The 26236-nt window shown below is 72.3% G+C and carries 20 protein-coding genes and 3 pseudogenes; 14 read left to right on the top strand and 9 right to left on the bottom strand.

Annotation, left to right across the window (positions count from 1 at the left end; all coding sequences use genetic code 11):
• The first annotated feature begins 51 nt into the window (after positions 1–51).
• Complete coding sequence (locus AB0P17_RS05325; protein ID WP_365807764.1) at positions 52–648, top strand: NUDIX domain-containing protein; 597 nt, start codon at positions 52–54, stop codon at positions 646–648.
• A 252-nt stretch (positions 649–900) separates the two neighbouring features.
• On the opposite strand, the gene AB0P17_RS05330 is transcribed toward AB0P17_RS05325, so the two are convergent.
• Both AB0P17_RS05330 and AB0P17_RS05335 read right to left on the bottom strand, forming a co-directional pair.
• Positions 901–1107 carry a DUF397 domain-containing protein gene (locus AB0P17_RS05330; RefSeq protein WP_365807766.1) on the bottom strand — a complete coding sequence of 69 codons (207 nt, stop codon included), beginning with the start codon at positions 1105–1107 and terminating at the stop codon, positions 901–903.
• Positions 1108–1132: 25 nt separating this feature from the next.
• Complete coding sequence (locus tag AB0P17_RS05335) at positions 1133–1984, bottom strand: helix-turn-helix transcriptional regulator (protein WP_365807767.1); 852 nt, start codon at positions 1982–1984, stop codon at positions 1133–1135.
• Positions 1985–2229: 245 nt separating this feature from the next.
• Between AB0P17_RS05335 and AB0P17_RS05340 the strand changes: the two genes are divergently transcribed.
• The 4 genes and pseudogenes from AB0P17_RS05340 to AB0P17_RS05355 all read left to right on the top strand — a co-directional run bounded on the left by AB0P17_RS05340 (position 2230) and on the right by AB0P17_RS05355 (position 4757).
• Positions 2230–2544 (top strand): hypothetical protein, encoded by a 315-nt coding sequence (locus tag AB0P17_RS05340; RefSeq protein ID WP_365807768.1) that lies wholly within the window; start codon positions 2230–2232, stop codon positions 2542–2544.
• Positions 2541–2981 (top strand): ATP-binding protein, encoded by a 441-nt coding sequence (locus AB0P17_RS05345; protein WP_365807770.1) that lies wholly within the window; start codon positions 2541–2543, stop codon positions 2979–2981. Before AB0P17_RS05340 ends, AB0P17_RS05345 begins: the two co-directional genes overlap by 4 nt.
• Before the next feature lie 468 nt (positions 2982–3449).
• Positions 3450–3698, top strand: a pseudogene (locus AB0P17_RS05350) (diguanylate cyclase); the annotation flags it as partial.
• 132 nt (positions 3699–3830) lie between these two features.
• Positions 3831–4757: an SDR family NAD(P)-dependent oxidoreductase gene (locus AB0P17_RS05355; RefSeq protein ID WP_365807772.1), complete on the top strand. Its 927-nt coding sequence runs from the start codon at positions 3831–3833 to the stop codon at positions 4755–4757.
• A 51-nt stretch (positions 4758–4808) separates the two neighbouring features.
• Here AB0P17_RS05355 and AB0P17_RS05360 read toward each other — a convergent pair whose 3' ends face one another.
• Positions 4809–5486: an enoyl-CoA hydratase-related protein gene (locus AB0P17_RS05360; RefSeq protein ID WP_365807773.1), complete on the bottom strand. Its 678-nt coding sequence runs from the start codon at positions 5484–5486 to the stop codon at positions 4809–4811.
• A 266-nt stretch (positions 5487–5752) separates the two neighbouring features.
• On the opposite strand from AB0P17_RS05360, the gene hutH reads away from it, so the two are divergent.
• Positions 5753–7294, top strand: coding sequence for a histidine ammonia-lyase (gene hutH, locus AB0P17_RS05365; protein ID WP_365808097.1), 1542 nt, complete (start codon positions 5753–5755; stop codon positions 7292–7294).
• Between the two features lie 90 nt (positions 7295–7384).
• On the opposite strand, the gene AB0P17_RS05370 is transcribed toward hutH, so the two are convergent.
• The gene (locus AB0P17_RS05370; RefSeq protein ID WP_365807774.1) at positions 7385–7783 is read right to left on the bottom strand and encodes a cell wall protein; all 399 of its coding nucleotides are present in this window, start codon (positions 7781–7783) and stop codon (positions 7385–7387) included.
• Positions 7784–7937: 154 nt separating this feature from the next.
• Between AB0P17_RS05370 and AB0P17_RS05375 the strand changes: the two genes are divergently transcribed.
• The 5 genes from AB0P17_RS05375 (at position 7938) to AB0P17_RS05395 (ending at position 13492) form a co-directional block, all read left to right on the top strand.
• Positions 7938–8324: a hypothetical protein gene (locus AB0P17_RS05375; RefSeq protein ID WP_365807776.1), complete on the top strand. Its 387-nt coding sequence runs from the start codon at positions 7938–7940 to the stop codon at positions 8322–8324.
• 166 nt (positions 8325–8490) lie between these two features.
• Positions 8491–9762, top strand: a complete 1272-nt coding sequence (locus AB0P17_RS05380) for an Ig-like domain-containing protein (RefSeq protein WP_365808099.1) — start codon at positions 8491–8493, stop codon at positions 9760–9762.
• 181 nt (positions 9763–9943) lie between these two features.
• Positions 9944–11440: an ABC transporter permease gene (locus tag AB0P17_RS05385; protein ID WP_365807778.1), complete on the top strand. Its 1497-nt coding sequence runs from the start codon at positions 9944–9946 to the stop codon at positions 11438–11440.
• A gap of 96 nt (positions 11441–11536) precedes the next feature.
• On the top strand, positions 11537–12220 hold the full coding sequence (locus tag AB0P17_RS05390) for an ABC transporter ATP-binding protein (protein WP_365807780.1): 684 nt from the start codon (positions 11537–11539) through the stop codon (positions 12218–12220).
• 279 nt (positions 12221–12499) lie between these two features.
• Positions 12500–13492: a GNAT family N-acetyltransferase gene (locus tag AB0P17_RS05395; protein ID WP_365807782.1), complete on the top strand. Its 993-nt coding sequence runs from the start codon at positions 12500–12502 to the stop codon at positions 13490–13492.
• A 13-nt stretch (positions 13493–13505) separates the two neighbouring features.
• On the opposite strand, the gene AB0P17_RS05400 is transcribed toward AB0P17_RS05395, so the two are convergent.
• Positions 13506–15176, bottom strand: coding sequence for a hypothetical protein (locus AB0P17_RS05400; RefSeq protein ID WP_365808101.1), 1671 nt, complete (start codon positions 15174–15176; stop codon positions 13506–13508).
• A gap of 287 nt (positions 15177–15463) precedes the next feature.
• Here AB0P17_RS05400 and AB0P17_RS05405 point away from each other — a divergent pair.
• Positions 15464–15670, top strand: a pseudogene (locus tag AB0P17_RS05405) (ABC transporter permease); the annotation flags it as partial.
• Between the two features lie 144 nt (positions 15671–15814).
• Here AB0P17_RS05405 and abc-f read toward each other — a convergent pair.
• From abc-f to AB0P17_RS05425, 4 genes and pseudogenes are all read right to left on the bottom strand, one after another.
• Positions 15815–17506: a ribosomal protection-like ABC-F family protein gene (abc-f, locus tag AB0P17_RS05410; protein WP_365807784.1), complete on the bottom strand. Its 1692-nt coding sequence runs from the start codon at positions 17504–17506 to the stop codon at positions 15815–15817.
• A 232-nt stretch (positions 17507–17738) separates the two neighbouring features.
• Positions 17739–18668 (bottom strand): annotated as a pseudogene (locus AB0P17_RS05415) (ParB/Srx family N-terminal domain-containing protein); the annotation flags it as partial.
• Positions 18669–19050: 382 nt separating this feature from the next.
• A complete protein-coding gene (locus AB0P17_RS05420; RefSeq protein ID WP_365807785.1) occupies positions 19051–20490 on the bottom strand; it encodes a hypothetical protein in 1440 nt (479 codons plus the stop codon).
• Positions 20491–20600: 110 nt separating this feature from the next.
• The gene (locus AB0P17_RS05425) at positions 20601–21413 is read right to left on the bottom strand and encodes an ABC transporter ATP-binding protein (protein ID WP_365807787.1); all 813 of its coding nucleotides are present in this window, start codon (positions 21411–21413) and stop codon (positions 20601–20603) included.
• 203 nt (positions 21414–21616) lie between these two features.
• Here AB0P17_RS05425 and AB0P17_RS05430 point away from each other — a divergent pair, with 203 nt between their 5' ends.
• A complete protein-coding gene (locus AB0P17_RS05430; protein WP_365807790.1) occupies positions 21617–21949 on the top strand; it encodes a trypco2 family protein in 333 nt (110 codons plus the stop codon).
• Between the two features lie 7 nt (positions 21950–21956).
• Entirely contained in the window at positions 21957–26222 is a 4266-nt protein-coding gene (locus tag AB0P17_RS05435; protein ID WP_365807791.1) for a trypsin-like peptidase domain-containing protein, read from the top strand.
• The last annotated feature ends 14 nt before the right edge of the window (positions 26223–26236 follow it).

The following is a 26236-nucleotide window of genomic DNA, read 5'->3' on the forward strand; positions in this document are numbered from 1 at the left end:
TGAGCCAAGAGGGACAAGCCGTTCCTCCGCGTCCGTGCAGGACCGGTCCGGATGCCGCACCACCCTGGCCCGGACCAGCACGCCGCGCTGAAGATCCTGCTGTGGCAGGGCTACCACCTGCTGACCGCCCTGGCCCTGGCCGTTCCCGGCGTCGCGTCGGCCGCATGCACCCTGGACGCCGACGACCGGTCGCTCCACGCACTGCTGTACGGACCGGCCGCCGAGCCGTCGTTCTTGACCGACCAGCGCGTCCTGCTGCTGCGCTACTACGAGAACGACGGCTTCTGGGCCCCCGGCGGCAGCCTGGAGCAGGGTGAGGACTACACCACGGCCGTGCTCCGGGAACTGCGCGAGGAACTCGGCGCCGAAAAGGTCGACCTCGGCGCCCAGATCGCGGAACGCAGCAAGGACCACCCCGTCGGCGGCCTCCAGGTCCGCCAAGTCGAGAAGTACTTCCTCGCGCGCGTCGCGCCCGCCGACATCGCCCCGGTCCGTGCCACCCAGACAGACAACATCCGATCCCAGCGCTGGTGGACACTGGAGAATCTGCGGGCCACCCGGGAGACGGTCTACCCTCTCGGCCTCAGTGAACTCGTCACCGGCATACCGGCCGAAGGTCTGCCCGAGGAGCCGATCATTCTGCGCTGACGCGTGGCCCACAGGTCTTCGGCCTGCTGTCTCCGGCCCGGCGGGCTCTTCGCCGGTCCCTCACACGGTGGCCTACTGTCCTTGCCTGGTCTCGAACTCGATGTCCAGGTGAGGGTTGCACGCGTCCGGGCGAACGGTCAGCTCGGGCGGCGCAGGTACTGAAACAAGATGTGGTCGTTCAGGTACGGGCTGATGACGGCCAGGTCCTACCCGGTTCGACCAGAGTGAATTGCTCGGCGCATACACCCCCACTCAACAGGCGGAGCGCTTCATCTCGGTGGTGAAAGCCGCCCACGCCTGGTCTGTGAAGGGCAGCGCGGGACCGCTGGGGGCCTTGCTGTCCCGTACGGCGGCGGACTTGGTGAATCGGGCAACCTCGACACAGTCGCCGCCGCTTGAACCACCACCGCTGTAACTGCTCTTCTGCCATATGGAGCCGCTGAGTTCGGGGGCAGACATGAAGGAGACCTCGTTTTCTCGGAGTTCACAGCTCGCGCTTGGCCTGCTGGATCTGGTCAAGGCTGAGCGCGGGGCTCAACGCCGCTGATCTCAGCGAGTCGAACGCGAGCGTATACCTGCTTGTCTCTTCAGGGGTCTCCATGTGCAACGACCCTGTGACGTGCTCGACGCAGACCACGTCGGAGAAGGCGGGAGTGGGGAACGCGAAGACTACGAAGGCGCCGACGAGCCCCACGTGGGCGCCCACGCCGAGCGGGAGAACCTGTACGTCGATGTGGGGGCGGTCGGCGATGTCCAGCAGATGATCGAGTTGGGGCCCCATGACGGTGCTGCCACCCACTTGGCTCCGGAGGGCAGCCTCTCCTTCGATGACGCAGATCCGTGGCGGCTGGTCCTGCTCAAGCACTTCTTGACGTTGCATTCGCATGTCGACCAGGGCGTCGATCTGCTTGTCGCTGAGCATTTCCGGGTTGGCGCGGTACAGGGCACGTGCATAGTCGGGAGTCTGGAACAGTCCGGCGATCAGCAGCGGTTGGAATGACCGGATGTAATCCGACGTCTGCTCGTAGTCAATGTGATCGGCGTACGCGGGCAATGTGCTGCTCAGGTTCCGGACCCATCCGCGCTCGGTCCCGCGCCGGGCGAGGTCTACCAGGTCCTCCACGAACCCTGGGTCGTCAACCTCGTAGAACGCCAGCAGGTCGCGCAACTCGCCGAGAGAGATTCCGAGGCGGGCGTTCTCGATCCGGCTGATCTTCGAGCGATGGCATCCGATGCGATCCGCAGCCTCGTCCGGCGACTTCCCCGTGGCTTCGCGAAGCTTGACGAGCGTCGCGGCAAGCCGTCGGCGTCGGACGGATGGGCGATGTTCGGCCATGAGTTGTTCCCTTCGCGCGATGGTGAAGAGCCCAGGGTAGCCAGCTTTATAGATCTTGGAACATTTTCCTTCTGGTTCGGTTGCGAAAGTAGGTGATGTGAGGGCATCCTGACCTCTGGTCACTGGAAGTGATGTGAAGGTCACTTGGTGGTGATTCTGGTGGCTTCGCATTGCCGCCCACGAAAAGCACCCCCGCGACCTGGGCGGGTCCGGGGGTGTGGCCAACGCTTTGAAGGAGCGTCGACATGGTCAAGCTTATCGTTCGTCTCTTCGAGCCACTGTTGCGTGGCTTGTTTCCGGCTGGGGGCCGTCATCGGCTGGACATTTCGCCGCCGCGACGGGTGGTGTTCCGTCCGGCGGTGGTCTTCGTGCACGGATGCCGAACCGCCGCGTGTGGAACACATGATGCGCTGCTGTTGCCCTGTCTCCGGGGTGAGTTCGAGCGCTGGGAGCGGGTGGAGCAGCGGCGGCGTCGGCAGCGACGGCGGGAGTTGTGGCTTGCCTTCCACGGTGTCGATGCGGGGCCGCGTGTGATCCATGGTGTGGAGGTCGGCCGATGAGCTGTCCCACGGATCACAGTGGACTTCCGGTGGTGCTGCGGTGGAACCGTCACGCGAGTTCTGCCGGGCTGGCGCGGTGGGAGTTGTGCAAGATCCTGTCGGACTGGGGATTGAGTGCGCTGGAGGAGCCGGCACTCCTTGTCCTTTCCGAATTGGTCACCAATGCCGTGCGGCATGCGCGCGTGTCACCGGGGCGGGAGATCGAGACTCACTTTCTCCCGGCCTCCGGTGGCCTGCGACTGGAAGTGCATGACGCGTCGTCCGAACAGCCACGACAGCGAGTGCCTGAGTTGGACGAGTGCGGTGGCAGGGGCCTCATGCTTGTGGAGGCGCTGGCCGAGCAATGGGGTGTCAGTGACCGTGATGGGGTCGGCAAGGTCGTATGGGCGCTGCTTTCGGCGCCCAGTGCGAGCGGCGGGGTCCCACATGCTGAGTGAGCGGCGGGTGTGGTGCGTGATCACGCGCAGCCGCACTGCGGTCCTTCACGCTCTCGGTTTGCTCGGGGCCTTGATGCCGGGCCCGGTCCGATGCTCGCGTGGATACGTGAGAGCCGTCCTCGCCCAGTCCTGTTCCGGGCGTTGCGAGTGGGGCTGTTGCAGCCTTGACAGTGACCTCCTCGGCCCAATCCCGCTGGCACGGCTCATTCGACGGTAGCGGGAATCGGCTGAGTGGGAGTCCCTGGTGGTCCGACTGAGAGCAGAGGGTTCCTGGGGGGATCATCCGTCCTCGTAGAGCTCTTGCGGTTCCCGGGTCGGCCGGCCTTCGAGAGTCGGCCGCCCCGGGCCTCCGCCCCGGAACGGGGGGGAGTGATGAGCGCTCTTACCTCGGGGGCGGTCCCGAGGGCGCCATTGCCCCGTCCGGACGATGGTGGACGGTGCCCCGTCGCAGTGTGCCCGCCGCGCGCGCGGGCGGCGGAGCTGGAGCTGGGCGAGGGGGTGGCGTGCGGGCTCGCCTCGACGGGCGACCCGATCGGCGAGGTGAGTTCGGCGCGCCGGCTCTTCCGGCTGGCGGACGCGGCGCAGTACCGGGCGAAGGCGGTACGGGCGGCGGGCCCGGTGGTGGCGGGGCGCGACGGCGCGGTGGTCCGCCTCGCGGACGCCCCGGCCCTCCCGGCCCGCGACCGCCGCCGCTTCCGCGACGCACCGCCTCCGTAGGCCGGGGACCGCCCGGCCGGGAGATCAACGCGTGTCATTCTGTTTTCGCTGTCAACTGAAATCAGCCGGTGCCTGTGGTCCCGGCCCGGCGTACACACGGCCCGAAACGAAACGATCATGTACACACTGCTCATGACCGGAGCCACCAGCGGCATCGGCCGAGAGGCCGCCGCCGAACTGCTGCGGCGCGACGCACAGCTCCATCTGGTGATGCTGGCCCGCGGCGCAACAGGACGCGTGACGCTGACGGAACTGCAGTCCATACGCTCCGACGTCACCCTCGTGGAAACCGACCTGGCGAGCGCGGCGAGTGTCCGGGCCGCTGCCGAGACGGTCCGGCGGCGGCTGGACAGCGGCGATTTACCTCCGCTCGGCGGCATCGTCGGCAACGCCGGTGTCTCCTTCAACGACGCCCAGCGGTCCACGCCCGACGGTTACGAGACCACGTTCGCCGTGAACGTGCTCGCGAACCACATGCTCCTCGGCGAACTCGCGCCCGGCCTCACGTCCCCCGCCCGCATCGTCATCACCGTCAGCGACACCCACTTCGGTGATCTGAAGCACGGTGGCGGCCTGTTCAAGCTGCGCTGGTCCGACCCGGACGTCCTCGCGCGGCCCGGTGCGTTCCCGCGTCCGGGGGCCTCCAGCGCGGGCCGCAGCGCCTATGCGACCAGCAAGCTCGCCGCGATCTACCTCGTACACGAATGGGCCCGGCGCCTGCCCGATGGCGTGGACATCGGGCAGGCGCCCGATGGCGTGGACATCGTCGCCTACAACCCCGCTCTCGTGCCCGGAACCGGTCTGTCCCGCGACGGCGGTCTCACCCGGATATTCATGCGGTACGTCACCCGACCGCTGGCCGCCACGCCCCTGCTGGACTCCGTGCCCGCCGCCGGCCGCAGACTCGCCGACGTCATCCTCGGTGGCGCCACCGCACCCACCGGGTCATACATCGACCGCACCCGGGCCGTGCGGTCCTCCGAGGAGTCCTACGACCCCGACCGGGAACGCGCGCTGTGGGAGTACGCGGAACGCCTGCGCACCAGCGCCGCCATCTGACCCGGCACGGAGGGCTCACCCCGGTCGACCGCGCCTCACCGGCGAGGGCGGTCAGCCCAGCGGGGCGGAGGTGTCGCGCAGGGTGGTCAGGGCCGGGCCGTACATACGGGACTTGATGGTGGCGAGGGTGTCGCCGGCCTTGCCCGCCTGCGCCCGGGCGATCTCGACGGCGGTGGAGCGTACGGCGTCCTCGGCGACCGCCCGGTCGGCGATGCCGGCGGCCGCGGCGTCGGTGCCGCCGTAGCGGCGGGCCGTGAGCATGGACTCGTGCGCGGTCCGCGGGGTCAGCCGGGACTGGACGAGGGAGGCCATGCCGGGGGTGAAGGGGATGTTGATCTCCGCCTCGGGCAGGCACCAGTAGCCGCGGTCGGCGCGCATGACGCGGAAGTCGTGGGCGAGGGAGAACATCGCGCCGGCGGCGAAGGTGTGCCCCTGCAGCGCGGCCACCGTGATGACCGGCAGCGAGAGCATCCGCGCGAACAGCCCCTGGACGGAGGCGACGTACTCCTGCTGCCGGTCGGCGTGGGCGAAGAGCCAGTCCAGGTCGAGCCCGTTGGACCAGAACTTGCCCGTGGCGGCGGTGACCAGGGCGCGAGGTCCCTCCGCCTGCTCCACCTCGTCGAGCGCGGCGCCGACGGCGGTGACCCAGTCGGGGTGGAAGCGGTTCTCTCCGTCTCCGTCTCCGAGGTCGAGGACGAAGACGGTGTCCTGACGGTCGAGCGAGGGCATGGCGACTCCTTCGGACTGGGCGGGGCGCCGCGGGGCCGCAGTGTCGACGCAGGAACCGCCGCACGCCTGGCGGGCTACCTGTCGGTAACTTATGGGGTGCGAGGCGCGGTGTGCAAGACGGGGGTCGGGGTGGTATCCGGGGCTCCGGCTCCGGGGGTGCCGGAGCCCCGTGCCCCGGCACAGTGGTGGCGGGTGTGGGTCAACCGCGACGCCCTGTCAGGAGGGTGACACCCCGAGATACAGTACGTACGCTCCTGAATATGGATATGCATACCGTCGTGGTGGGGACGTCAGGGACGACCGCCGAGGACGTCATCGCCGTGGCCCGCGGCCACGCCCGCGTCGAGCTCTCCGCCGCGGCCCTGGCCGCGCTCGCCGCCGCCCGGGAGGTCGTCGACGCGCTGGCCGCCAAGCCCGAGCCCGTGTACGGGGTCTCCACCGGGTTCGGGGCGCTCGCCACCCGGCACATCGGGCCCGAGCTGCGGGGGCGGCTCCAGCGCAACATCGTGCGGTCGCACGCCGCCGGAATGGGGCCGCGCGTGGAGCGGGAGGTCGTACGGGCGCTGATGTTCCTCCGGCTCAAGACGCTCGCCTCCGGGCACACCGGCGTACGCCCCGAGGTCGCGCGGACCATGGCCGACGTGCTCAACGCGGGCATCACCCCCGTCGTCCACGAGTACGGCTCCCTCGGCTGCTCCGGCGATCTCGCGCCGCTCTCGCACTGCGCGCTCACGCTGCTGGGGGAGGGGGATGCCGAGGGGCCTGATGGGGTGGTGCGGCCTGCCGGGGAACTGCTCGCCGCCCACGGCATCGCGCCCGTCGAGCTGCGCGAGAAGGAGGGGCTCGCGCTGCTCAACGGGACCGACGGCATGCTCGGCATGCTGATCATGGCCCTCGCCGATCTGCGGCGGCTCTACACCTCCGCCGACATCACCGCCGCGCTCAGCCTGGAGGCCCTGCTCGGTACGGACAGGGTGCTCGCCCCCGAACTGCACGCCATCCGCCCCCATCCGGGCCAGGGCGCCAGCGCCGACAACATGCTGCGGGTGCTCGCCGGGTCCGGGCTGACCGGGCACTTCCAGGCGGACGCCGCCCCGCGCGTCCAGGACGCGTACTCCGTGCGCTGCGCCCCGCAGGTCGCCGGGGCCGGCCGGGACACCCTCGCGTACGCCGGGATCGTCGCCGACCGGGAGCTGGCCTCGGCCGTCGACAACCCGGTCGTGCTGCCCGACGGGCGTGTGGAGTCCAACGGCAACTTCCACGGCGCCCCCGTCGCGTACGTCCTCGACTTCCTCGCGATCGTCGCCGCCGACCTCGGCTCGATCGCGGAGCGCCGCACCGACCGGCTGCTCGACAAGAACCGCTCCCACGGGCTGCCGGCCTTCCTCGCGGACGACCCCGGGGTGGACTCGGGGCTGATGATCGCCCAGTACACGCAGGCCGCGCTGGTCAGCGAGATGAAGCGGCTCGCGGTCCCCGCCTCCGTCGACTCGATCCCGTCCTCCGCGATGCAGGAGGACCATGTCTCGATGGGCTGGTCGGCGGCGCGCAAGCTCCGTACCGCCGTCGACAGCCTGACCCGGATCATCGCCGTCGAGCTGTACGCGGCGACCCGCGCCATCGAGCTGCGGGACGGGCTGACCCCCGCGCCCGCCTCCCGCGCGGTGATCGACGCGCTGCGGGCCGCGGGGGTGGCGGGGCCGGGGCCGGACCGTTTCCTCTCCCCGGATCTGGCCGGGGCGGACGCCTTCGTACGGGAGGGGCTGCTGATCGCGGCGGTGGAGCCGGTGACGGGCCCGCTCGCCTGAGCGGCGCGGGGCCGGTACGCGGGGCCGGTACGTGGGGACGATCTGCGGAGTCGGTGCGCGGAACCCGTGGACCGGAGCGCCCCGCGTACGTCAGAACTCGCGGGCGCTCCTGCGCACCGAGTACGCGACGAACGAGACGCCGATGGCGAGCGACACGCTCCCGCCGAGCACGTACGGCGTGGTGTCCACGCCACCGGTGTCCGCGAGCCTCGGCCCACCGGAGCCGGAGCCGGTGTCGGCCAGGGGCGTGGCCTCGGCGGACGCCGGGGGCCCGGCCGGTCCGGCCGGGCCCACCGAGCTGTCGGTGCTGTCCGTGACCTCGGAGACCTCTGATCCGTCGGCGCTCAGGCTCTGGGCGGAGGGCGCCGATCCCTGCGCCGGGGCGGCGCCCCGGTCACCGGTGGCGTTGGCGGACGGGACGAACCAGAGAGCGCAGAGCAGCGTTCCGGCCGCGGTAGCCGTCAGCAGCGGTCGCCGTGCGACGGACACGTATGGATCCCCCTTGTGGCAGCGCCGAATTGGGTGAGTGGGGGAGATGCTAGCCAACTTCTCGCCCGTCATTGCACGGAGCCCGTTTTGTCGCCGCCAGGTTCGCCGGTGCCGTGCGGCCGGTATTGGGCTCCGGAGCCGTACCCTCCGTCGTATGACCACTACAGAAACATCACGGTATGTGCGGGTAACGGTCGAATTGGTGCTGGAGGTCGAGGACCCCGAGCGCCTCGGCTCCGCCGCCCTCGCCCGGATCGACGGCGACGTCTCCGTCCCCGACGACGAGCGGGCGCGGGCCCGGGCGGCGGTGCGGGGCGACGAGGCGGAGGCCCTGGCGTACCTCGTCGAGCCCCACGACCTGATCGAGCAGATCCCCGGGGTCGGTCTCGCCCAGGCGTCGTGGAGCAGCGAGCTGATCGACTACGACCCGGACTCGGTGGAATGGGACCTCACGGGGGACGACGAGGATCTGGATGACGAGGCGTCGGAGCAGGTCGGAGGCGTCATCGGCGGTGGGGAGGTCACCGCTGGTCGGCGCTGACGCGTGAGCGTGCAACCCTGGTAGGCCTCGGTCCGCAGCAGCCGGCGGACCGGGGCCGGCCTGCTTCCCGGCCGTGACGTGGTGTTCACCACACTGCCGGCTGATCCGGAACCGGAAGAACGGATACAGGCGTTCTTAAGGGTTATCGGCAGGGTAAGCGGCGATGATGGAGAAGCGTGTGATGAAGGACAGCAAGCGGCGCAAGGTCCTCGCGGCCGCGTCCGCGGTGCTCGGCGGCGTTCTGGTGCTTTCTGCGTGCAGCGGCGGCGGCGACGGCGAGAAGACCGGCGCCGAGAGCTCGAAGACTTCTTCACAGGTCCAGGCGGACGAAGCGGCTGCCAAAGAGACCTCCGAGGCCCAGATAGCCGTCGCGCCGAAGAACGGCGCGACGAATGTCGGCATCAACAACGACGCGAAGGTCACCGTCACCAAGGGTGAGCTCACGGACGTCAAGATGACGACCGCCGACGGCACCGAGGTCAAGGGCACGCTGGCAGCCGATGCCAAGAGCTGGAAGCCGGACGCGCAGCTCGACCGCTCCACCGCTTACAAGATCGCCGCGACGGCGAAGGACGCGAAGGGCCGCCAGGCCCACGAGAACGTCTCCTTCACCACCGTCTCGCCCAGCAACAGCTTCATCGGGAACTTCACCCCCGAGGACGGCTCCACCGTCGGCGTCGGCATGCCGGTCTCGATCAACTTCGACAAGGCGATCACCAACAAGAAGGCCGTCCAGGACGCGATCACGGTCACGTCCAGCAGCGGCCAGGAGGTCGTCGGCCACTGGTTCAGCGGGCAGCGTCTCGACTTCCGCCCCGAGCAGTACTGGCAGGGCGGCTCGACGGTCACCCTGAAGCTCGCCCTGGACGGTGTCGAGGGCGCCCAGGGGGTCACCGGCGTCCAGCAGAAGACCGTCACCTTCAAGATCGGCCGTAACCAGGTCAGCACCGTCGACGCCAAGTCGAAGATGATGACGATCACCCGTGACGGCAAGACGGTCAAGACCATCCCGATCTCGGCCGGCTCGCCCGAGAACACGACGTACAACGGTCAGATGGTGATCTCCGAGAAGTTCAAGGAGACCCGGATGAACGGCGCGACGGTCGGCTTCACGGACGACGACGGCAAGGGCGAGTACGACATCAAGGACGTCCCGCACGCCATGCGGCTGTCCACCTCGGGCACCTTCATCCACGGGAACTACTGGGGCGCCCGCTCGGTCTTCGGCAACGTCAACACCAGCCACGGCTGTGTCGGCCTCGCGGACGTGAAGGGTGCCGGAGACCCCAACCAGCCCGGCGCGTGGTTCTACGACAACTCGCTCATCGGTGACGTGGTCATCGTCAAGAACTCGGACGACAAGACCATCAAGCCGGACAACGGGCTCAACGGCTGGAACATGGACTGGGCCGAGTGGCAGGCCGGCTCGAACGCCTGACGCACCGTTGGCGCGGCTGACGTAAGGCGCTGAGGCGCCGAGGCGCCACACGCTCGCGTCGCGCCTCATCTGTCGCACGGACGGCGGCGGCACCCTCCCGGTGCCGCCGCCGTCCGCGTTCTCATCCCGCTCTCACCCCGGACTTATCCGGCCATCACCACGGGCGCCTAGCTTCACGCCCATGTTCTTCACCTACCTCCGGCGCGAGTTGCGCCGTCGCAGAAAGGCGGCGCTCGTCGTCGCCTCGGGGCTCGCCCTGGGCATCGCACTGGTGATCGTCGTCAGCTCGGTCTCCGCCGGCATGGGCCGGGCCCAGGACAAGGTCCTGCAGTCGCTGTACGGACTCGGCACGGACATGACGGTCACCAAGGCCGCCACCCCGCCCGGCGAGGGGGACACCAACCGCCGCCGCTTCGAGTTCGACGCGCGGGACAGCTCGGATTCGGACGAGGACGCCGAGCAGAGCAGCGACCGGGTGATGGTCCAGGGCTTCCAGACCCTGGCCTCCTCGACCGTCACCGAAGTCGGCGAACAGCACGGCGTCGCGACGGCCGTGGGCGGGCTCAGCCTCAACGTCCTCAAGGTGAACGGGGAGTTCCGGCGCGGCGAGTTCGCCCCGCAGCAGCGCGACGCCACGGGCGGCGGCGGGGGCGGCACGGGCGGCGGTTCGGGCGGCTCCGGGGGCACGGTGACGGGCGGTGGCGCCGCGTTCGACGTCGACTCGTACTCCGTCTACGGTACGGACGTCACCTCACCCGCGCTCGGTCCGCTGACCTCCTCCAAGATCACCAAGGGCCGTACCTTCAAGAGCACCGAGACGGACGCGGCGGTCGCCGTCGTCGACAGCGCGTACGCCACGGAGAAGAGCCTCGCGGTCGGCGGGACCGTCACCATCTCCTCGGTGATGTTCACGGTCGTCGGCATCGCGACCGCCGACAGCGGGGACTCCGCCGCCAACCTCTACATCCCGCTGAAGAAGGCCCAGACCCTGGCCGACGCCAAGGACAAGGTGACCACGGTCTACGTCAAGGCCGCCGACTCGCAGCAGATCGACTCCGTCAAGTCCGCCATCCAGAAGAACATCCCGGACACGACGGTCACCACCTCCGCCGATCTCGCGGACACCGTCTCCGGCTCCCTCTCCACCGCTTCCGACCTCGCCACCACCGTCGGCAGGTGGCTCTCCATCGCCGTCCTGATCGCCGCCTTCCTGGTCGCCGGACTGCTCACCTCCTCGGCCGTCAGCCGCCGGGTGCGGGAGTTCGGCACGCTGAAGGCGCTCGGCTGGAAGAGCGGCCGGGTCACCCGGCAGGTCGTCGGCGAGGCCCTGGTCAACGGTCTGCTCGGCGGGGCGCTCGGCATCGCGCTGGGCCTCGGCGGCGCCTACCTGGTCACCGCGATCAGCCCCACCCTCACCGCGGAACTCGGCTCCACGGGCGGAGCGGGCGGCGCGGGCGGCCTGGCCGGCGGCTTCGGCGGGGGCCCGATGGGCGGCGGCGGACCGGGCCGGCAGGCGGCCTCCAAGGCGCTCGACATCGCCCTGACCGCGCCCGTCTCCGTCTCCACCATCGGTGTCGCCGTGGCGCTCGCCGTCGCGGGCGGCCTGATCGCGGGCGGCTTCGGCGGCTGGCGCGCCTCGCGGCTGCGCCCGGCGGACGCGCTGCGCCGCGTCGAGTGACGGGGCGCCGGGAGCCCACTCCCCTCCTCCCCCGCCCGGGTCCCCGCCCCCGCGGTCCGTACAGCCTTCCGTCTTCCGTACAGCAGGAGTTGAACCGTGTACCAGCTCAGAGGCGTCACCAAGCGCTACGCGCGCGGCAAGCAGACCGTCGACGCGCTCGCCGGCGTCGATCTGACCATCGAGGACGGCGGCCGGCTGGTCATCCAGGGACCCACCGGCGGCGGTAAGTCCACCCTCCTCCAGATGCTCGGCGGTCTCGACCGGCCCACCGAGGGAAGCGTGGAATTCGACGGGGTGGATCTGGCCGGACTGTCCGAATCCCGACTTACCAAGGTGCGGGCGGAGTCCATCGGGTTCGTCTTCCAGAGCTTCAACCTGATCCCCACCCTCACCGCGCAGGAGAACGTCGAGACGGCCCTCGTACCCCTCGGCCTCAAGGGCGCCGCCCGGCGCGAACGGGCGGCGCGGGCACTGGAGTCCGTCGGGCTCGGGGAACGCCTCGGGCATGTGCCGGGCGAACTCTCCGGAGGTCAGCAGCAGCGTGTCGCCATCGCCCGCGCGCTCGTGAAGCGGCCCAAGGTGCTGCTCGCCGACGAGCCCACCGGGAACCTCGACGAGTCGATGCGCGACGAGATCATGGAGCTGCTGGAGGGCCTCTGGAAGGAGCACGGCCTGACCTTCGTCATGGTCACGCACGACAGCTCGATCGCCCGTCGCGCCCCACGGCTCGCCACGATCCGCAAGGGCCGGGTCACCGTCACCGAGAACACGGCCGCCTGACGCGACGCTTTCCGCCGCATCTCCGGCAACGCCTTCCGAAGCGGCGCTTCCTGAAGTAAAACCGTCTGAGAGAACCGCGGTTGAAGCGCGCGACTATGCCGTGCGCCCATGCCTCAGGTCCGTGCCGTACAGCAGTGCCGACAGTGCCGTTCGGGGCACTTGTGACTCCGGGAGTCCTTGTGACTCCCGGGGCGCAAGTGTCCTCCTCGACTCGCCAGTCCGCCCGGATGTCCTCCTAACACGGGGGCGTCGCCCCTCTCGCACGCGTAGGTTCGGTCCATGCTGATCACTCTGGGAAGTCCGCCCTCGGATGCCGAGACTGAATCCTGGTACGGAGTCGTCGCCGCGGCGCACGCCCGTGATCTGCCCGCGTCGGTGCCCGAGCGCAGCCGGGTCGAGACCGAGGGGAAGCTGCGCGTGCCGCCGGTGGGCGGGCGGAGCCTGCATCTCGCGGCGGTGGCTCCCGACGGGGCGTACGAGGGCGTCGCCTCCCTGGTCCTGTTCACCGAGCGGAACAACCGTCACACGGCCTTCCTCGACACCCTGATCGTCCGCCCCGACGCCCGGCGGCACGGCATCGGCGCCACGCTCTGGGCGGCCCTCCGCGCCGAACTCGCCGCCGACGGACGGACCTCCGTCTCCACCGTCCTCGAACTCGGCGGCGCGGGCGAGGCGTTCGTCGACAGCCTCGGCTTCACCAACGTCCTGCCCCTCGGCCGGTACCTCCAGCGGGTCCGCCAGGTCCTGGAGGGCATACCGCTGCCCGCCCACCCCGCGCTCCCCGACGGGCTGCGCTTCACCGACTGGCAGGGCGTCGTCCCCGACCGCCTGGCCGAGGCCTTCACCCGCGCCCACGCACCGCTGAGCGACCTCCAGCGGGGCCAGCTCGACGAGCGGACCCCCTGCTGGGACACCGACCGGATACGGGCCGCGGCCCGGCTGGTCGAGGAGCGCGGCGGAACGCTGTTCACCTCCGCGGTCCTGGACACGAACGACGGCGACGAGGTCGTCGCGTACACGGAGGTCGCCCTGCCCGCGCCCTCGGACGTCCGCGCGGTCCAGTACGACACCCTGGTCGTCCCGTCCCACCGGGGCCGCGGCCTCGCCCGCGCCGTCAAGCGCCACCATCTGGAACGGCTCCACGAACTCCGCCCCGGCATACGGGAGATCAGCACCACCGTCGCCGACGACAACCGGCCCATGCTGGCCGTCAACGAGGCGCTCGGATACCGCCGTGAGCGTCCGGCCGGGGTGTTCCGGACCAAGCTGTAGCGGTCGTGGCACCTCAGTCCCGGCAGCCGGACGCCCCCGCCCCGGGCAGCCGGTACGCCGAGTCCAGCCGGTACTCGCCCGCCGCCGGGACCGTCAGCCGGGTCCAGTCGCCCGCGCGCGTCACGCAGCCGCCGGGGGCCCTGAGCCAGGGCGAGTAGGCGATCCGTACCGTCACCGCACCCGCCGCCTCCATCCGGACGGTCATCGACGCGGCATCGCTCCGTACGACCTCGGCGGGCGCGGTCACCAGCGGGACAGCGTCCCGTACGCGGTAGACCGTCCAGTGGCTGTCCCGCCAGACCGGGGTCAGCCATTCCGGCGCGTCCGCGACGACCGCGGCCTCGGCGGCGGCCGGGCTGTCGGGCTTTCCGTGCGGCAGCACCACCAGGCCGACGGCCCAGCGGTCCAGCCAGGCGCGGTACGCGGCCGGGTCGAGGGTACGGGCGCCGCCGTGGCCGTCGTAGAAGAGACGCCCGCGCTCGACGTCGAGCTGCCGGTTCCAGCCGCGCGCCATGTTGACGTACGGGGCGAGGACATCGGCCTCGCGGTGGTTGCGGGCGGGGACGACCTCGACGCGGGTGCGGTCGGCGCCCAGCCGGTCCAGCGCGGCGACGACGCCCTCGGTGCGCGCCGCCCAGGCGGGCACCGTCGTGGACACGACGAGATCGTCCTCCGTCTTGCTGAGCAACCAGTAGGTGTTGACGCAGACGGTCACCAGGAGGACGAGCGGAAGCACGACGGCCCTCGACGGGCGCGCGGGCGCCCTTGACGGGCGCGCGGGCGCCCGGAGCGCCCGGAGCGGCCCCGGCCCGCGGGTCAGCAGTGCCGCCAGCAGCACGGGTGGCCCGGCCAGGCCCACCAGGCGCTCCACGTTCGTGCCGATCGGCGAGGAGACCGAGAAGGTCAGCACGACCCCCGCCGCGTACACGAACGCCCCGTACCGCACCACACGCCAGCTCCGCGGCGCCGCCAGACAGAGCGCCGCGCAGGTCACCAGCGGCATCCACAGCTTGCCGGGGCTCATCGGCTGCTCGCCCTCGAAGGGGAAGAGCAGTGTGGTCGCCGCGACGACCAGGAACGGCGGCACGACCAGCGCGGCCCCGTGTGCCCACTGCCGGTCCAGCAGATACGCCGCCCCCACGACGACGAGGAAGAGCCCGGCGACGGGGCTGGCCAGGGTGGCGGAAGCGGCGAGCAGCCAGGCGAGAACGAGCAGCCGCGCGGACACCGAACGGCCGGTACGGGGGAGGGAGGTACGGGGCAGGGAGGGGCGGGGCCCGAGCGTGGCGAGTACGGCGCACAGCCCGATCGCGGCCCCCAGCGCGAACGTCGTCCGCCCGGAGGCGACATTGCACCAGAGCGCGACCGAGCCGAGCAGCGCCGGCCACACCGCCCGCCGCACCCCCGTACGCACGAGCAGCAGGCCCAGCGCCCAGCTCCCGGCCAGCCCGGCCAGCACGGAGACCGTCCGGACGCCGAGGAACGCCATCAGGGGAGGGGCCAGCACGCTGTAGTTGGCGGTGTGCGTACCGCCGTACCAGGAGAGGTTGTACGCGGAGCCCGGGTGGCGGGCCATGAATCCGGCCCAGGCGAACTGCGCCGCGAGATCGCCCCCGCCGGTCGCGAGGACGACGACCCACACGGCGTACAGCGGCACGACGGCCCCGGTCGCGATCAGCGGCACCCGCCACCACGGCTGCCGAGGCGGCCGCGGCTCGCGGTCCGGCTCCCGTACCGCCTCCGGGGCGGGCGGTCCCGTCAGTCCCGTCGGTATATCTCCGCTCCGCCCGGCCGCCGTACGCTCGCTCATCCGCACCGGGTCAGACTAGAGGAGCGCCGGGAACGACACCGTGACCGTCAGACGCCGCCGGTCGGTGAGAAGGGCACCGGGCGTGCGCCGGGCGGTTACCGTTCGCGGCGGGAGTGGCACGCCAAGTCGCGGCGTCTGGCGGTGCTGGAGGCGCCGCACGCGCGGGCGGTGGCGGCCTGGCGGGCGTGGCGCTGGGCGGCGCGGCGACGGCCGTCTACGCGTACACGGGCGGGCTGCCGTGGGTGGTCCCGCTGTGGGCGGTGGGCGGCGGCTTCGCGGCGACGCTCCTGATCGGTACGGTGGCGGGCCTGTACCCGGCGGTTAGCGCCTCACTCCTGTCCCCGACGCCGGCACTCCAGGCGGCGTGAGGCGGGGGATCCGCCTCGGGGCCCCACGGGGCTCGGCCCCCATGAGGCTCGGCCCTCATGAGGCTCGGCCCTCATGAGGCTCGGCCCCCATGAGGGTCGGCCCCCACGACGATCCGGTGGCGGTCGTCGTGGGGGCCGGTGCCGTCAGGCCCGGGCCCGTGGCGGGGGTTCCGGTGCCCGGTCCGCCTCCGGCACCACCCGCCCGGCGCGCAGTTCCAGCCGCGCGCCCTCGAACGCGCGCCGGAAGCGCCGGTCGTGCGAGACCACCACGACCGCGCCCGGGTAGCCCCGCAGCGCCTCCTCCAACTCCTCGACCAGGCTGAGCGCGATGTGGTTCGTCGGCTCGTCCAGGACGATCAGATCGGCGGGACGGGCCGCCAGCCTGGCCAGTTCCAGCCTGCGGCGCTGGCCGACCGAGAGCGCGCCCACCGGCACCGCCAGATCCTCCCGCCGGAAGAGACCGAGGGCGAGGAGTTCGTCCGCGTGCTCCTCCGGCGGCCCCGGGCGGCCCGCCGCGTACGCGTGCAGCAGCGGGCGCCGGGACGGTACGGCGGGCAGCTCCTGCGGGAGGTAGCCGATCCGGGCGGGGCCGCCGGGCGGGCCCGTGACCGTACCGCTGTCCGGGCGCAGATCGCCCGCCAGCAGCCGGAGCAGGGTCGTCTTGCCGGCGCCGTTGGGCCCGGTGACGAGGAGGCGGTCGCCCGCCTTCACGCTCAGGGCCGCCACCCGGAGCCGGTCACCGACCACCACGTCGTCCAGTCCGGCCACCGGACCCGGGACCGTGGCATCGTCGGGAGACGTGCCCACCGGCGGCGCGGCGCGCAGCGTGGCCGTGAACCGCAGGGGCTCCGGCGGCGCGGGGACCGGGGCGCGGCGCAGCCGCTCCAGCCGCTCGCGTGCCGCCCTGACCTGCCCGGACAGCTTCGCCTCGTGCGAGCGGCGGTGCTTGCCGAACCCCTCGCGCGGGTCCCGGCCCGTGCCCGAGAGCCGCCGGCCGGCCGCCTCGACCAGTTCCTCCGTACGGGCCACCTCGGCCAGCCACTCCAGATGGTCCTGCTCCCGGCGGCGCCGCGCCGCGGCCTTCGCGGTCCGGTAGCCGGCCCAGCCGTCGCCGTACCGGGTCACCGTCCTGGTGTCCCGGTCGACTTCCAGGATCGTCGTCGCGATCCGCTCCAGGAACGCCCGGTCGTGGGTGACGGCGAGGACCGTCCCCCGGTGCGCCCGGAGCTGTTCCTCCAGCCAGGTGGTGGCCTGGAGGTCGAGATGGTTGGTGGGCTCGTCGAGCAGCAGCAGTTCGGGCGCGGAGGCCAGTACGCAGGCCAGCGCCAGCCGGGACCGCTCCCCGCCGGAGAGGGCGCCGAGCGGCCGGTCCCGGGCGAGGTGCCCGAGGCCGAGGGCGCCGAGCGCCGCGTCGACCCGGGCGCCGGCCCGGTAGCCGTCCCGTTCCTCGTACGCCTCCAACAGGTCGCCGTACGCGGCCAGTTGCGCCTCGTCCGCCGACCCGAGGGAGGCCTCGGCCGCCGCGATCCGGTGCTCCAGCTCGCGGAGCCCGGCGAGGGCCGCGTCGACGGCGTCCTGGACGGTGCACGCCGGGTCGAGATCGAGGGTCTGGGCGAGATGGCCGACGCCACCGGGGAACACGACGGTGATCTCGCCGCCGTCCGGCCGCTCGGCCCCGGCGAGCAGCCGCAGGAGCGTCGACTTGCCGGAGCCGTTCTCGCCGATGACGCCGGCCTTCTCGCCGGGGCGTACGGTCAGCGAGACCTGGTCGAGAACCGACCGGTCGCCGTACGCCTTGGACACGTCTTTGATCGCCAATTGGGCGCGTTCGCGCATGCTTCTTCCTGGTGTGTCATGCCCGGCCGCTCGCGGCGCCGCTCGGTGGCGGGGCGCCTCGGTGAGCGGTGCCGGGCGGGACTGATGTCGGACCTGCGGTGCGGCAGGTCCGGATCACAGGAAGAAGTAGTGCTTGAACATGGCGTCCAGGGTAGCCGGGACGCGTGGCGCGCCCCAGTTATTTGTTGTGGCCGGGCTTCCCGGGCTTGTTGGGCTTGGCCGGGAGGTGGCCGCGGTAGTCCAGCGCGTACGCCAGCTTGCCGGGCTTCGCGTCGGTGATCGGCGCGCTCAGCTTCCCGAACTCACCGCCGGTCGGCTTCTTGCCGTCGTTCCACTCCGCCATCCGCCCCAGCTCGTCGGCGGTGCGGCCGTCGGAGATCACGGTGTCGCCCGGCGTCTCCGACATCGTCCCGGACGCGTCGCGCACCGCGGCGAGGTACGACGCGGGCGAGGTCAGGTCGTACGAGCCGAGGTCGACCCGGTCGCGCAGCCAGGTGCCCCACAGGAACTCCAGGTACTCGGCGGCGTCGGCGGGCGCCCGGTAGCCGATGTCCCGCGTGAAGTAGACGAGGCTGCGGTAGCGGTCGTCGTGGAAGCGGGCCAGGCCGAGCCGCTGCGGGAGCTGGGCCGTGGTGATCGGACGGTTGTTCTCGTCGCGCAGCCACACCCACTTCTTGTCCTGCATCGTCCGCCAGAACGCGGAGGTGCTCAGACCGCTCAGGTTGGCGGTGACGCGCAGCCGGATGTGGGTCTTCGGGCCGCCGTCGGCCGTCTCCAGGAACGACGTGAGGGTGTGGTGCCCGTCGGTCAGGTACAGCGCGCCGCCGGGGCCGACGACGACCGTCTTCATCGCCGCGCGGGTCTCGTCCGTCTCCTTGCCGACCGCGACGGTGCAGGTGAAGCTCGACGGCTTGGTGAGGGTGGCGTCGGCCGGTACCGCAGCCGCCTCCTCCTGGCCGTTGGTCTCGCACCAGTCGTCGAAGCGCTTGTTGAAGTCGCCGTTCTGCTCGTCCTTGGTGCTGCTGTAGCGGCCGAGCTTGTAGTAGATCTGGTCGAAGCCGACGGCGGGCTGCGTGGGACGGAGCTGGTCCAGCGTCACGTCGAGGAGATCGCCGGTCCGCGCGCACTTCGCCTTCGCCGCCGAGCCGGAGGGGCCGGCGCTGTGCTTGGTGTCGCACTTCGAGGCGGTGGAAGGCTTGGCGGAGAGGGAGTTGAGGGAGTCGGCGGTGGCGGCGGCCGCCGGGGCGCCGCCCGCCGCCGCGCTGCCCAGTGCCAGCGCGGCGGCGGCCAGCCCGGCCGCCGTACCGCGCGTCCGCGTCCGGGACTTCCGTCGGAGGGAGGTACGCGGCGCGGGCGTACGGTCTGAGGCGGGTCCGGGTCCGGGTGTGCCGGGCATGCGGTCTCCACAGGTCGGTGGGGCGGGGCAGGGCGGGGCGCGCACATCCACTCATTCCTCCCCGCCCCGGCCGGTGGCATCCGCGCGACGGGGGAGTGGCCGCCGGGTGAACGTCAGCGGCGCCCTTCCCGCCCCGGACGCGGTCGGCTCACCGGGCGCCGCCGCCCGTACCGCCCGTGCCGCCCGCACCGTTCGTCAGCACCTTCAGCAGGTCACGCTCGCCGCCGGCGCGTACGGTCCCGTCGTCGTCGCAGGACAGCGACGCGTTCCGCAGCGCCGCGATCCGCGCACGCTGTTCACCGGCGGGCAGCGCGCGCAGTTCCCGCCAGGCGGGCCGGGCCAGCGCGTCGGCCTCCGCGCGCGCGAAGGCGAGGCCGGGCAGCGGCTTCAACTCCCCGGTGAACCACGCGGCGGCGACCGTGCGCGCCGCCAACTCCCGTACGGCCCCGGTCTCGTCGTACGCCTCCTCCCGCTCCTGCTCCTCCTGCTCGGTGCTCCGGTCCGCGTACAGGTCGAGACAGGGCGCGGTCCCGGCGCCGGCCAGCAGGGCGCGCGTGGTCTCCTCCGGCGTGGCCCCGTCGAGGAACCGCGCCTCGAAGTCGACTGGCAGGACCGCCGCGTCACGCCGTACCGGAGCGCCGGGCGGCCACGGCGTGACCGTCTCCCGTACGGAGGAGGGCGCGCCCGGCAGCCGGGACAGCTGCCGCAGCGCCTCCTCCCCCGGGGCGCGGAGCCCGGCCAGCCGCGACTCGTGCAGCCGGGTGACGCAGACGCGGCCCTCGCACACCGGCTCCGTCACCGACGCGTCGGTGATGTACGTGTCGTACTCGCCGGCCGGCAGCAGCGGCAGCGCGACCGCCGCGCCCAGCGCCACCGGCGCCAGCGCGAGCAGCCGGGCCCGGATCCGGGCACCGCGTCGGGCCCGCCGTCCCGCCCCGGCCAGCAGCAGGAAACCGGTGGCCGCCACCCCGAGCAGCCACAGCGCCTGCCCCGCGCTCGCCTGCCAGGCGACGGTGAGGAACCCGCTGCGCGGCCCCGGCAGCGCGGGCGCGAGCAGCATGACCCGCTGCGGCGCCGGATCCAGCAGGACGTAACCGCTGAGCACGACCGAGAGCAGCAGGGCCACCACACCGAGCACGGGCGGTGTGAGCGTGGACGGTACGGCCTTGCCGATCCCCATGCCGAGCCAGCCACCGGCGACCAGCGCCAGCGCCCCGACCACCGGGATCGGCAGCCAGCCCACGTGCGCGTAGCCGCTGTTGGCGAGGACCTGGACCGCCCCGGAGAGGAAGACCAGCAGGTAGGCGGCGGTCAGGGTGAGCGCGAGGGCGGTCGCGGTGCCGGCGGCGCGGTGCCACGGCGGGCGCGAGGTGGCCGCGAGGAGTTCGGACGTACCGGAGCGGTGGTCCCGCAGCCCCTGCACCGCCCCGGCCACCACCGCCAGGGGCCACAGGAAGACCAGGGACATCCGCTGCCACCAGGCGGCGTTGGTGTAGCCCGCGGTCCACTGCTCGTCGCCCTTCACCCACGGGCCGGTGATGAGATGGAGGAAGGCAAGGGCCGAGACAAGAGCCAGCGCACCCGCCAACAGGGCGCCGGAGCACCGGAGTTCGATCCGCAGAATCCGCCCGGACCGCGTACCGCCCCCGGAAGAGGAAGGAGAAGAGGCAGGCGAGGAGGCAGGAGAGGAGGAGCCGGTCACCACACACCGCCCTTTCCCCGCCCCGGGCCGGTCAGGAGCGCCGTGTAACCGCGCTCGATCGGGCTGTCGCCCGCGTGCTCCGCGCCGCCCGCGTCCGCGAGTTCGTCCGGGGTGCCGCGGAAGACCAGCCGCCCGTCCGCCATGAGCACCACGTCCGTACAGGCCGCGGCGACATCCTCCACCAGGTGCGTCGAGACGACGACACAGCTCTCCGCGCCGATCCGGACCAGCAGTTCGCGGAAGCGCAGCCGCTGCGCCGGATCGAGCCCTACCGTCGGCTCGTCGAGGAGCAGGACCGCCGGATCGTTGACGATCGCCTGCGCGATGCCCACGCGGCGCACCATCCCGCCGGACAGGCTCTTCATCCGGTGGTCGGCCCGGTCGGCGAGGCCCACGCGTTCGACGGCGCGCTGCACCGCCCCGGGGATGTCCCGGGCGGGAACCTCCTTGAGCCACGCCATGTACTCGATGAACTCACGGACGGTGAAGCGCTTGTAGTAACCGAACTCCTGCGGCAGATAGCCGATCCGGCGCCGCACCTCACGCCGCCGGCCCTGGTCGGTGGCGGGCGCGCCGAGCAGTTCGAGGGCGCCGGCGGCGGGGCGCAGAACGGTGGCGAGCGCGCGGATGAGCGTGGTCTTGCCCGCTCCGTTGGGCCCGAGGAGCCCGTGCACGCCGGTGCCCAGCTCCAGATCGAGCCCGTCGACGGCGGTCTTCCGCCCACCGGCACGTACTTCCAACGCCTCTGCTCTGATCTCCCAGGCGTAGGCCCTGGGCGCCACTTCCGTGGCGGTCACGGCACGGGTCATGGACGAACCTCCCCACATCTCCATGTTGCTGGTGTCGTTGCTGGTGTTGCCGCTGGTGTCTCCCTGCGTGGTCCCACACCGGCCAGACGCACGGACGGGGCGCCGCGGATTTCCTTTCCGTGTGCGGTCCGTCACACCGGGGTGAGAACGGGGTGTGCCGAGGGCTTGTAGCATTCCGGCACGACAGCCGCACGGCGCGGCAGGTGACGGAGTCGGGGGACGACGTGGTCGAACTGTCCGAGCTGATCCGCGAGTTGCGGCGGGAACTGAACACCGCGATGGCGGACGGCCGGGACGACGCGGTCCGGTTCGAGCTGGGCCCGGTGGAGATCGAGGCGACCGTCGCGGTGGAGCGCGACGCGTCCGCCAACGGCAAGGTCCGCTTCTGGGTGGTCGAAGCCGGCGCCAACGGCTCGTACGCACACGCGCAGACGCAGCGGATCACCCTCACCCTCCAGCCGAAACTGGCCTCACCCGACGGAACGGCCGACCGCCCCGTCCTGATCGCGGGCGACGAGGCCGACGGGGAGCGCTGAGCGCGCCGTGGGGTGGGCGGGGCGTGACACGGGGACCGGCGGTGGGCTGCGAGCCGACCACGCCGCCGAGATCATCGTCACCTTCCCCGACGGTGGCCGCCGGGGCTCGGGCTGCCTGGTCGCGGCGGGCCGGCTGCTGACCGCGGCGCATGTCGTGGCGGGCGGCACGGAGATCCGCGTACGGTTCGACGCCGACCGCCCGGGCGAACGTACGGCCCTGGCCACGGTGGCCTGGTCGGACACGGGGATCGACGTGGCGGTCCTGGCCGTACCCGCCCAGGACGCCGTCCCCTCCGTACCCGCCCAGGACGCCACCCCTTCCGACGCGTCGGCGGAGCCCGTGGGCTTCGCCCGGGTCGGCGAGTCCGACGCCGTGCTGCGGTGCAGCGCGATCGGCTTCCCGCGCTTCAAGCTCCGTACCGACGGGGACGGTTCGCGCTACCGCGACTCCGAGCACCTCCACGCGACGTGCGCCGTGCTCTCCAACCGCCGCGAGGGCACGCTGGACCTGGCCACCACCCCGCCCAACGCCCCGGCGGACGCGGCACATTCACCCTGGGAGGGCATGTCGGGCGCCCCTGTGTTCAGCGGCGGCCGGATCGTCGGCGTCGTGGCCCACCACCACCCCGGCGACGGCGCGGGCCGCCTCGCCGCGCGGCGTGTGGACCGCTGGGCGGAGCAACTGACCCCGCAGGCGCTCCGGGGGCTGGAGGAGGCGCTGGGCTGCGGCAGTCTGACCCCCGCCGACCTGCCCGATGTGGTGCCCCCGTCCGGACTCGACCTGATCGAGGAGGCGTTCCGGGCCCAGCTGGAGGACATCGCCCCCGCCGAGTTCCTCGGCCGGAGCCGCGAACTCCGCGACCTGACCGCGTTCTGCGGTGGTCCCGAGCCCTACCGGTGGCTCCAGGCACCTCCCTGGGCCGGGAAGACCGCCCTGGCGGCCTGGTTCGCGCTGCATCCGCCGCGCGGGGTGGTGCCCGTGTGGTTCTTCATCACCGCGCGCTTCGCGAGCCAGAGCGACGGCGCCGCGTACGCCGAGGCGGTGACCGACCAGCTCGCCGCCATCGCGGGCCGCGAGCCCGTCGGCCACCGCTCCGCGATCGCCCGCGAGGGGGAGCGGAAGCTGCTGCTGAAGGAGGCGGCGGAACGGGTCGCGCGGGACGGCGGCACGCTGCTGCTCGTCGTGGACGGCCTGGACGAGGACCAGTCCCTCGTCCCCGGCGGCGGCGCGGGCCCGAGCATCGCCTCGCGCCTGCCCCAGCGGCTGCCGCCCAACGTCCGGGTGCTGGTGACCAGTCGACCGGGCCCCGGCGTCCCGCCCGACGTCCCGAGCGGCCATCCGCTGAGGGGGTGCGAGGTCGTCCGGCTGAGCACGGCGGAGGCCGCCCGGCACACCCAGTACGAGGCCACGTTCGACCTCTCCCGGGCGCTGTCCGGGGACGATCTGGGCAGAGAACTCGTCGGACTGCTGGCGGCGGCACGCGGCAGCCTCACCCTCCAGGACCTGTGCGACCTCACCGGCGCCCACCGGATGGCGGTCCGGGAGCGGCTGGGCAGCGCGTTCGGCCGCATTCTGCGGATGCGGGGGCAGAGCGGCGGCAGCGGCGGTCCGTCGGGCAGGTCGTACGACGAGAGCCGCGGCTACCTCTTCGCCCACGACACACTGCTCGTCACGGCCCTGGAGCAACTGGGCCCGGAGGCGGGGCCGTACCGCGAACGCCTGCACACCTGGGCCGAGCGGTACGCGGAGCGCGGCTGGCCGCCGGACACCCCGTCGTACCTCCTCCAGGCGTACGGCCGCATGGTGACCGCCCTCGGCGACCTCGCCCGGGCGACGGCCCTGGCCACGGATGTCCGGCGCAGCGACTGCCTGCGTGAGTCGACGGGCAGCGACGCGGCGGGCCTCGCGGAGATCGAGGCGGTGCGGGAGGCGGTACGGGCGGTCGACGCCGACGACCTCGGCTCCCTGGCGGTGCTCACGGCGGCCGACGCCCTGCTGGCCCGCCGCAACCGGACGCTGCCGCCCGGGATTCCGGTAGCGCTGGCGCGGCTGGGGCAGACGCGGCGCGCGGTGGGCATGGCGCGCAGTGTGTTCCGGCCGACGGACCGGGCGCGGGCGCTGGCGGGGGTGTCGCGGGTCCTGGCGGACCGGGGGGACGATCAGGCGGAGGCCGCGGCGATTGAAGTAATGCGAGTGGCGACGTGGCTGTCGATGCGGGACAGGAATTGGTCGGCCGTGCTCAAAGCGGACGTGACGGCAGCCGCGGTGGCCGTGGCGACGACAGGGCGGACGAGCATGGCGCTCGGTATGGCCGAGTTCCTTCACGCGGGAGGAGCCTCGACGTTGGCGGCGTTGCCGCTGGTGGAGGTGGCAATGGCCGAGAGCAGGCGGGACCCCGACCGCGCGTCCCGGCTGCTGCGTGAAGCGGAGGAATCAGTACACGGGAGGGCCGGCGCCGAGGAGATCAGGGTGATGGCCGCTGTGGCGAAGGGGTACGCGGCCATCGATCCGCGCCGTCAGGACCACCTTCACGACCGGATCACGCGGGCCGCCGAGCACGCCGATTCGCGCGGACTGGCAGCTGCCGCCAGCGCCCTGCACAACGCCCGTCCGGAAGAGGCGGTCCGGCTCGCACGGCGGGCGGCACGACACCTGAGGGGGGAGCTGCGCGATCTGGAGCCGTCCGTACGGTCCTTCCAACTCGTCGACGATGTGGTGGTCGCGTTGGCGGACACCGGTGCGGTCGACGAAGCACAGGAACTACTTGAGGCCGCAGGCAGGCTGTTGAAGGACGCCCCGAGGGTGTGGACGGCCCTCGCGCTGGGCAGGGCCCGCGAGGGGCGGGCTGCTGAGGCGTGGGCCGCGCTGAAGGCCGCAAAGACGGACAGTTCGGGGCTGGGCGTGACCTGGACCCTGCCCAAGGTCGCCGCGGTGCTCGCGGCAACGGGCCGTGCCGCCGAGCTGGAGGCGGCCGTACTCGCGGATCTGCGCAGGCCCCCGTGGCTGGCCGCCGAGACGCTCTCGGCGCTGGCCGGGTGCCTCGCGGCCGACGACGCGGAGTGGGCGGCGCGGCTGGTGGCGGAGGCGGAGCGTACGGCGGCCGCGCTCGGCCGCGAGACGCACGACCGTGACAGCGACGAGTCCGTCGCCGTTCTGGCGAGGGCACTGGCGGCTCTCGGCCGGTTCGACGACGCCGAGTCCCTGATCGGGCGGATCGGTACGGACGCGGTACGTGTCTGGGCGCTCGCGGCGCTGTCGGTCGAACATGCGGCGGCCGAGGCAGCGGGCGCGTCGGGTCGCGGCGAGGCGCTGCGTCTGGCGCAGTCGGCGGCGGATGGAGCGGCGGGTATCCATGACTGGCTGGACCACGCGCGCGCCATGATCGTGGCCACGCAGGCGCTGGGGTACGCCGGTGCCGACGACCATGCTCGCGCCGTGGCCGAGGACATCCGGGACGGGCGGTCCGGCAGCGTCCATGCGGGAATTTTCGAGGACACGGATGCCAGGGACCTGGCGCTCATCGCCCTAGCCACGACACTTCGGGAGCGCGCACCGACCAGGGCCGTGAACTTCATGGACGACCTGTGGCGGCGCGCGCTGTCCCGCGATTCCCAGATCTACGGCCAGGTCTTCGTCACGTTCGTCGTCCTGCTCGTGGCCGCGGGCCACGACGGTACGGGGCGCACGGCCTCCCTCGCGGACACCGTGCGCCGCGTCTGCGGCGACAGCATCACGCAAGAGGCCCGGATTCTGAGGGCGCTGCTGGATTCGAGGTCCGATCCGGAGAGTGCCCGAGAGCGGCTGGCGGGTCGGGCGGCAAAGGAGCTGACCGGTGCCGAAGGCCTGGCCATCATGGCTCGGGGCGACGACGGAACGGCCGTCGAAGTGCTGGACAGCGTCCGCGTCCGGACGGGCGCGGACGACGCGTCGCTCGCCGCGTACGTAGCCGGTGTGGGAGCCGACCGACTGATCCTCCAGGTATCAGGACCGGCTCACGACTTCAGGCACGCGATCCGCCACCTGTGCAGTCTCGTAGCGCCCCGTGAGGCCACCGCCGAGAACCGCGCCCGTGCACTCTCCCTTCTGCGCCCGTCCCTGACGGCTGAGGACTGGCACCACGCCCTGCCCGTCCTCGCCGTACTGGAACCGGATGCCGTGCTCGGCGTACGGGACGTGGTGATGGCGCACCTCGGAATGCCGCGCCTCGATGACCCCCACGCCACGCCCATTTCGCCGGGGGCGGAACGCGCCCCCGCTGACGACCGGGCGTGACGCGCCTACGCTGA

The sequence above is a fragment of the Streptomyces sp. NPDC088124 genome (assembly GCF_040685895.1).
In the GTDB taxonomy this organism is placed as follows: Bacteria; Actinomycetota; Actinomycetes; order Streptomycetales; family Streptomycetaceae; genus Streptomyces.

Bases quoted from the DNA above. Each gene is read 5' to 3' on its own strand.
- AB0P17_RS05355 (WP_365807772.1), top strand. From the start codon at position 3,831: ATGACCGGAGCCACCAGCGGCATCGGCCGAGAGGCCGCCGCCGAACTG.
- abc-f (WP_365807784.1), bottom strand. From the start codon at position 17,506: ATGCGCGAACGCGCCCAATTGGCGATCAAAGACGTGTCCAAGGCGTAC.
- AB0P17_RS05345 (WP_365807770.1), top strand. From the start codon at position 2,541: ATGAGCTGTCCCACGGATCACAGTGGACTTCCGGTGGTGCTGCGGTGG.
- AB0P17_RS05425 (WP_365807787.1), bottom strand. From the start codon at position 21,413: ATGACCCGTGCCGTGACCGCCACGGAAGTGGCGCCCAGGGCCTACGCC.
- AB0P17_RS05380 (WP_365808099.1), top strand. From the start codon at position 8,491: ATGGAGAAGCGTGTGATGAAGGACAGCAAGCGGCGCAAGGTCCTCGCG.
- AB0P17_RS05330 (WP_365807766.1), bottom strand. From the start codon at position 1,107: ATGTCTGCCCCCGAACTCAGCGGCTCCATATGGCAGAAGAGCAGTTAC.
- AB0P17_RS05360 (WP_365807773.1), bottom strand. From the start codon at position 5,486: ATGCCCTCGCTCGACCGTCAGGACACCGTCTTCGTCCTCGACCTCGGA.
- hutH (WP_365808097.1), top strand. From the start codon at position 5,753: ATGCATACCGTCGTGGTGGGGACGTCAGGGACGACCGCCGAGGACGTC.
- AB0P17_RS05325 (WP_365807764.1), top strand. From the start codon at position 52: ATGCCGCACCACCCTGGCCCGGACCAGCACGCCGCGCTGAAGATCCTG.
- AB0P17_RS05395 (WP_365807782.1), top strand. From the start codon at position 12,500: ATGCTGATCACTCTGGGAAGTCCGCCCTCGGATGCCGAGACTGAATCC.
- AB0P17_RS05335 (WP_365807767.1), bottom strand. From the start codon at position 1,984: ATGGCCGAACATCGCCCATCCGTCCGACGCCGACGGCTTGCCGCGACG.
- AB0P17_RS05385 (WP_365807778.1), top strand. From the start codon at position 9,944: ATGTTCTTCACCTACCTCCGGCGCGAGTTGCGCCGTCGCAGAAAGGCG.
- AB0P17_RS05340 (WP_365807768.1), top strand. From the start codon at position 2,230: ATGGTCAAGCTTATCGTTCGTCTCTTCGAGCCACTGTTGCGTGGCTTG.
- AB0P17_RS05375 (WP_365807776.1), top strand. From the start codon at position 7,938: ATGACCACTACAGAAACATCACGGTATGTGCGGGTAACGGTCGAATTG.